Origin of the sequence: Microcystis sp. LE19-84.1B, assembly GCF_027531875.1 — a bacterium.
GTDB lineage: Bacteria > Cyanobacteriota > Cyanobacteriia > Cyanobacteriales > Microcystaceae > Microcystis > Microcystis panniformis.
The window spans coordinates 1-5,792 of sequence record NZ_JAPZSR010000099.1; the positions used below are offsets into that span (position 1 = coordinate 1).

The following is a 5,792-nucleotide window of genomic DNA, read 5'->3' on the forward strand; positions in this document are numbered from 1 at the left end:
ACCCTAAGTACAGGAGAAAAAGCTTGAAAAATAGGCAGGAGTAGGGTTTGGGCTCTTCTGGTTTCTGTGTGGAAACGGGGTCTATACTGATAGTTTCTTCAGCAAAATAGTCCTAAAAGTCTTTCCCAGTAAATATTTCACGATTCTATAAGCAAAAATTATCATACAAAGTCGAGAAGAGCCGGGTTTGATGAGAAATGGCACTAATCCCGAAGACGCTATACTCGTTTATAGCGTCCTAAAGAAAAAAGAAAGTCCTTCAACCCCATTTTTAGCCTACCCTCAAATACGGTTAAATTCTTACGCCTTAAAAGGCTTATTTTCGCTGCTTGTTAAATACTGAACCCATCCCCAGTAAACCCAATGCCAATAACCCCAGAATCGAGGAAGGCTCTGGAACCGCTGGAAATGGATTTGGACCGGTACTGGGTGATAAAAATCCTTTGGAAGGATCACCCACGTCTCCAAAACCAACAAGATCGAGGGAATTAAACTGAGTTATAACTTCTACATAGGTCTCTTCTCCTTCTAGTACCCTGAAACTACTGCGATCGGGGAAATCCGTAAAATAAATGAAATCTGCACTAGCGATAGGATCGGCAACATTTGGGGTGTTCACAATCGTGATTTTTAATGGCAATGTTTGAGTGAAATCTGGGTCGGAGGAAGTAGTATTGATTATCAGATCAACCCCATTAATCCCAGTACCCCCAAAAATAGTGCCATTACGGTAATACAAGCGCCCTGCAACAAAGTCTTGACCCTTGGGCTGATCGGTAAAGTCAGAAGGAATAAAGGACAATTGATTGGTAAAAGAATCACCGAATGGTGTTCCCCATTCGATGGTGTCGGTTCCGTTGCCCGTGTATACTGAGTCGGGGAGCGTGATGGCGTTGTCAAAATAGCCTGTCACTGTCCCTGTCCCTACAATTGCTTGGGCGGCTTGGAAAGGGGTTAGGATGGCTAGAGTTGCCCCCGCTAACAATAAGCAATGCTTACCCCCCCCACCTTTTTGATTACTTTTGTTAATGGTTGCGCCATGGAAACCTCTTCTTTGGTATGGTTTCCTCGATTATATGATTGTATTTTTCAAAAGACTGGTACTGCCTGCTACAAATAAGTAATGCTTACCCCCCCGCATTTTTGATGATTTTTGTTAATGTTTGCGCCATGGAAACCTCTTCTTTGGTAGGGTTTCTTCGATTGTATAATTGTCTTTGCCTCTCTTGGATATTGGCTGAAAAATGTTCACAATGTCACATTATGGGCGCAAGCAGTTCGATAAACTCACTGACCACGTTGCGCCCCTACATTGCACAATGACCTCAAATACTTTTTAAGCAAGCCTTTATTACCATAAACGATAAAAATTTTTCAACAAACGCGGGGGAATTTTTAGATAATAACCAATAATTATTAATTGATTAACTAAGGTGGTTTTACCAACTCCTAATTTTTGCCAACGTCTTGCCGAGGTAATCACCGCAGTAGAAACTATGGCGATTTTACCACTTTTTTTCAATCTTTGTATTAATTCAAAATCTTCCATAATTGGCAACTCAGGAAAACCGCCCAAATCGGCCAAGATTGAGGCTTTTAAAAATATTCCTTGATCTCCGTAGGGAAGAGAAAACCAGCGAGAACGCCAATTAACTAATTTTTCCACTAAACGCAGGGATTTTTCTTCTCCATCAATTTTTAATTCAAAAGCCCCCGCTACTATCCCAGATTGGGATAAAGTATTGATAATTTGTTCTTGATAATTTTGAGGAAGTAAAGTATCTCCGTGCAGAAATAATAAAATATCTCCTTTCGCTATTTTCGCTCCTAAATTCATCTGAAATGCACGACATTTACTAGAAGAAATAATTACTTTTGCTCCCAATTGTTCGGCTATTTCTCTGGTTTTATCTGTACTTCCCCCATCGACAACAATAATTTCTACTCCTTCACCTATCTGTTTTAACGTTGCTGCAATTCTTAACTCCTCATTGAGAGTCGGAATGATAATACTAAGATAATTCATCAGGTTTTAAGGTAACTAAAGTCAGAGAATTTAGGGGCAACCATCGGGTAAATTTTCCCACAGATACCGAGGGATTGATTTCGATTTGTAATAACTGTTTTTCTGGTAAAAAAGTTAAACATCGCTGCCAGTTATTCAGAGTGGCTAAAGCTGGAGTCAAAAGTCGATACCAAATTAGGTTACACTTCATCTTTATGAGAAACGAAACTCTGTTCTAAGATAGGTGGGACAATGCCAAATATTAAAGGAGACGATGGTGCGCTCAAAACCATTTTCAGCAATAGTAAAATTATCGCAGTGGTCGGGCATTCTGAGAAATCGAGTCGCGCCAGCTATCAGGTAGCCAAATTCCTGCAAGCGGTGGGTTATCGAGTCTATCCTGTCAATCCGATGGTCAAGCAAATTGATGGTCAAAGTTGCTATCCTTCTCTAGAGGCTATCCCCGAACCCGTGGATATTGTTAACGTTTTTCGTCATCCTGATTATCTACCCGAAATTGTCGAGTCAGCTATTGCTATTCGGGCTGCTACCCTTTGGACACAATTGAAAATTTATCACCCAGTTGCGGAAAAAAAAGCGATCGAGGCGGGTTTAAATGTGATTATGGACGCTTGTATCCAGATAGAATATCAGCGTCTATTTGCCTAAAACAAAACCCCACCATGGGTGGGGTTTTGGGTTTAATTTAGGAAATCCTAGAAGGTAAAGGTGCCGCGGAGGGTGCCAATCCACTCGTTACCAGTGCCTTTGAACTGTTCAGGTGCAGAAATCCAGATGACACCGGGGGTGATAGAAATATTGTCGGTGACTTGGTACTTGTAGAACAATTCAACGTGGTAGGGAACGATGTTAGATACTTTTAGACCCATTTCCCGGAAGCTTAAGTGACCGATGTAGGGCTGCGCACCAGCAAACAGACCTAAGATATTTCCTTCTTTACCTAAGTCGGGGAAGGCAATACCAGCACCGTAGGTCCACACTTCCGCATCACCGAGACCGAGTAAGCGCACGGTGGAGTAGGAACCGAAGGCACTCAAGCTGGCGAAACCAAGATTCACTGCACCGGTTAAACCGTAGCTATTGGATACTTTCGCGCCAAAGTTGAAGAAACCGACTTCATCCTGTAGGGTGACGCTATCAGGATCGTTGCCGTTGACGTTGAGCAGGGTGTTTAACTGAGTTTGGGAAAGGTTAGCGGCGGAAGTACCCGTTACACCGAAGGAACCACCGTTACCGAAGATGGCGGTATCGGCACCTTGGTAGGCGTTAACGTAGGTGAAGCCAACGTTCAAGAAGTTAAAGAGGTTAGCGTTAATCTGTGCTAAAGCGGCGTAATCTCCGTTGAAGAGACCATTACCCGGGTTAGGATTGGCCGCAGAACTGGAGCCACCACCACCGGCTAAGTAACCCAAGGATAGGGAGGTCGGACCGACAATGCTTTGGAGGAAGCCTAACTGTAGGCTAACACCGGCCCCAGAACCACCACCGATACGGTAGATGGGGTTTTCGGACGCGAAGGTGGATAGCGCACCATTACCACCGTCGAAGTCTTCAAAGAAGGGATTAGTGGTGGGAACGAAGTCATTCCAAATACCACCCCAAGCGGCGACGTAGGTATTGAAGCGACCAAAATAACCTAAGTCAATCGGGGTATAGTAGGCCAACCAGTCGAGAACCACATCGCTACCGTTACCGGCGGCAGTCCAAGTTTGGAATAGGGAAGGGCTTTGCAGGTTATCGAATCTGACGGAAGCGGGATCACCATTTTGTAGTGTGGTGGTCGATTTGTAATCAAATCCGAAGGGAGTGGCACTACCCGCCGCTAAACGGGTTTTCAACACGTCCTGACCGGTGAAGCTCGTGTTTAAAACTAAACGAGCGCGGTATTGCATGGCGGCCTGGGAGGCGGGGCTACCGGCACCAACCGTATCGGTGACAGCGAAGATAACTTCCCCAGCTAATTTGGTGGTGGTGGAGAATTGGTTATTTTCTAGGAAAGACACCCGGCTTTCTAAGTTATCAACTCTAGCTCCTAAAGCTGCTAATTCGGCTTGGAACTCATCCATCAAGCGCTTGAGGGCATCTAAGTCTTCCTTGAGGACGTTGACACCATCTTGAATTAAACGTTCCATCACGTTTAAGCAAGCGTTTAAACCAGCCGCAAATTCCCAACGGGTTAAAGCTCGGTCGCCGCGGAAGGTGCGATCGGGATAACCAACAATACAACCATAGCGCTCCACAAGGCTTCTTAGGGCTTCATAGGCCCAAGCGGTGGGGGAAACATCGCGCAGTTGGTTGACGCTGGTGACTTGATCGATGGTGTTGCCCTGTACGGGGGTAACTTGACCTTCGTTACCGTACTGTTCGATCTGATTGAGTAGTTCGCCAGTTCCTGCACCGGTGTTCTGAACTTGAGCGATTTCTAGATTGTTAAATTCGGTAGAAACACTGGTAGATTTGACGGGATCGAAGCTACTAGCATTAGCGGAAGCTACCAGGGTAGCCCCTAAAATTGCTGGGCTAACCAGCAATGATTTCCAGAACATTCTTAACATAATGGTTTTTTCCTCACACCTTATAGGTTGACTACACAGTTTGATGCCGCATATAGCCTTGCTATTCTTCTGCCATTATACACAACTTAATTACTTAGGGAAAGATGCGATCTCATTTTTTTGCCTTGACCAGTTGACAAAGTGGCCACTCTGTCGCCCCTGACGGCACTTAAACAAAAACTAAGAGTTGACACAGCGGCGAGGATATCAAAGTTTCTCCAATTTGCGCTTACGACCGATTGAGTAAAGAACGCCCAGAACGGCTCCCAAAATTAAATAAGCCAGCAGCGTAGGAATCACCTGCTGCTGTACGTCATTCAAAATAGCGATAAAAAAGGCTAAACCGACATTGCGAGCAATAGAGGAAATCGCGAGAATCGATCGCTGATCATCATCGGGACCGCCTAGAGCGTGTCCTATCCCTAGAGAGGCGATTACCATAATCAGAATTGCAACCAGTGGCAATCCCCAAACTTTCAACAATACAGGAAATCCCAAAAGACCGACTAAGATAGCTAAGAGCAAAAACAAACCATTAGCCATAAAAGTTAAGGGTTTGGCGATCTTTTCGGCCAATTTAGCGGCGAACTTTTGCATCAGAAGCCCGATACTGACAGGCAAGAACTGCACCATGGCGACTTGCTGGGCTACCTCTAAAACGGTTACATTCTCTGAAAGCCTCTCAAAGAGGGTGGTAAAAATAGCCAAGGTAAGGGGCGTAATCACAACCGCAAGTAAAGCCAGGGTGAGTTGGAGACTGGCTGAGTAACGGAATCTGGCTCCCGCCATTTGCGATCGCTTGGTAGTTAGAGGCGCACCAGGGGAAGCTGCCAAAAATGCCAATCCAGCCATCACTTCTGGGGGTAAGTTAAATAGTTTTAACAGCAGGAAAACCAGCAAAGGCACTAGGACGACAACGGCTAGAAGCGCACGGAAGAGTAAAGCGGGTTTGCGCCAGAGGGAGAGCATTTTATCGAAAGAGAGAGCGATCCCGATGGCTAACATCAGCGAAAAAATCGTGATTTTAACAAGGATTAGCAATATTGGCTTGACTTCGAGAGATATAAGGGAGTTCATCGGAAATTTTGGGTCTGAAACCCCGCCGTTCTAGGTTGGCTTTACGTTAGAATTAAAAGGCCAGTCTCGAAAACCAAGTGGACGGCGCAGCACCTTGAAAACTCGGCTTAGGGGGTTCCGACCAGAAAAGCTTG

General features: G+C 45.1%; 6 protein-coding genes. 1 reads left to right on the forward strand and 5 read right to left on the reverse strand.

All coding sequences use genetic code 11. The features are described from left to right. Positions 1–316: 316 nt before the first annotated feature. The 3 genes from O9324_RS05880 to O9324_RS05890 all read right to left on the reverse strand — a co-directional run bounded on the left by O9324_RS05880 (position 317) and on the right by O9324_RS05890 (position 2,216). A complete protein-coding gene (locus tag O9324_RS05880) occupies positions 317–985 on the reverse strand; it encodes a choice-of-anchor K domain-containing protein (protein WP_502846570.1) in 669 nt (222 codons plus the stop codon). Positions 986–1,351: 366 nt separating this feature from the next. After that, positions 1,352–2,026, reverse strand: coding sequence for a TIGR04283 family arsenosugar biosynthesis glycosyltransferase (locus O9324_RS05885; protein ID WP_287627800.1), 675 nt, complete (start codon positions 2,024–2,026; stop codon positions 1,352–1,354). Further along, entirely contained in the window at positions 2,013–2,216 is a 204-nt protein-coding gene (locus O9324_RS05890; RefSeq protein WP_287698096.1) for a hypothetical protein, read from the reverse strand. Before O9324_RS05890 ends, O9324_RS05885 begins: the two co-directional genes overlap by 14 nt. Positions 2,217–2,257: 41 nt before the next feature. On the opposite strand from O9324_RS05890, the gene O9324_RS05895 reads away from it, so the two are divergent. Beyond that, positions 2,258–2,674: a CoA-binding protein gene (locus O9324_RS05895; RefSeq protein WP_002771573.1), complete on the forward strand. Its 417-nt coding sequence runs from the start codon at positions 2,258–2,260 to the stop codon at positions 2,672–2,674. A 47-nt stretch (positions 2,675–2,721) separates the two neighbouring features. Here O9324_RS05895 and O9324_RS05900 read toward each other — a convergent pair whose 3' ends face one another. Together O9324_RS05900 and O9324_RS05905 are read right to left on the reverse strand one after the other, a co-directional pair. Beyond that, the gene (locus O9324_RS05900; RefSeq protein WP_288139708.1) at positions 2,722–4,581 is read right to left on the reverse strand and encodes an iron uptake porin; all 1,860 of its coding nucleotides are present in this window, start codon (positions 4,579–4,581) and stop codon (positions 2,722–2,724) included. Positions 4,582–4,788: 207 nt separating this feature from the next. Beyond that, positions 4,789–5,658 carry a bile acid:sodium symporter family protein gene (locus O9324_RS05905; RefSeq protein WP_288139709.1) on the reverse strand — a complete coding sequence of 290 codons (870 nt, stop codon included), beginning with the start codon at positions 5,656–5,658 and terminating at the stop codon, positions 4,789–4,791. Positions 5,659–5,792: the final 134 nt, after the last annotated feature.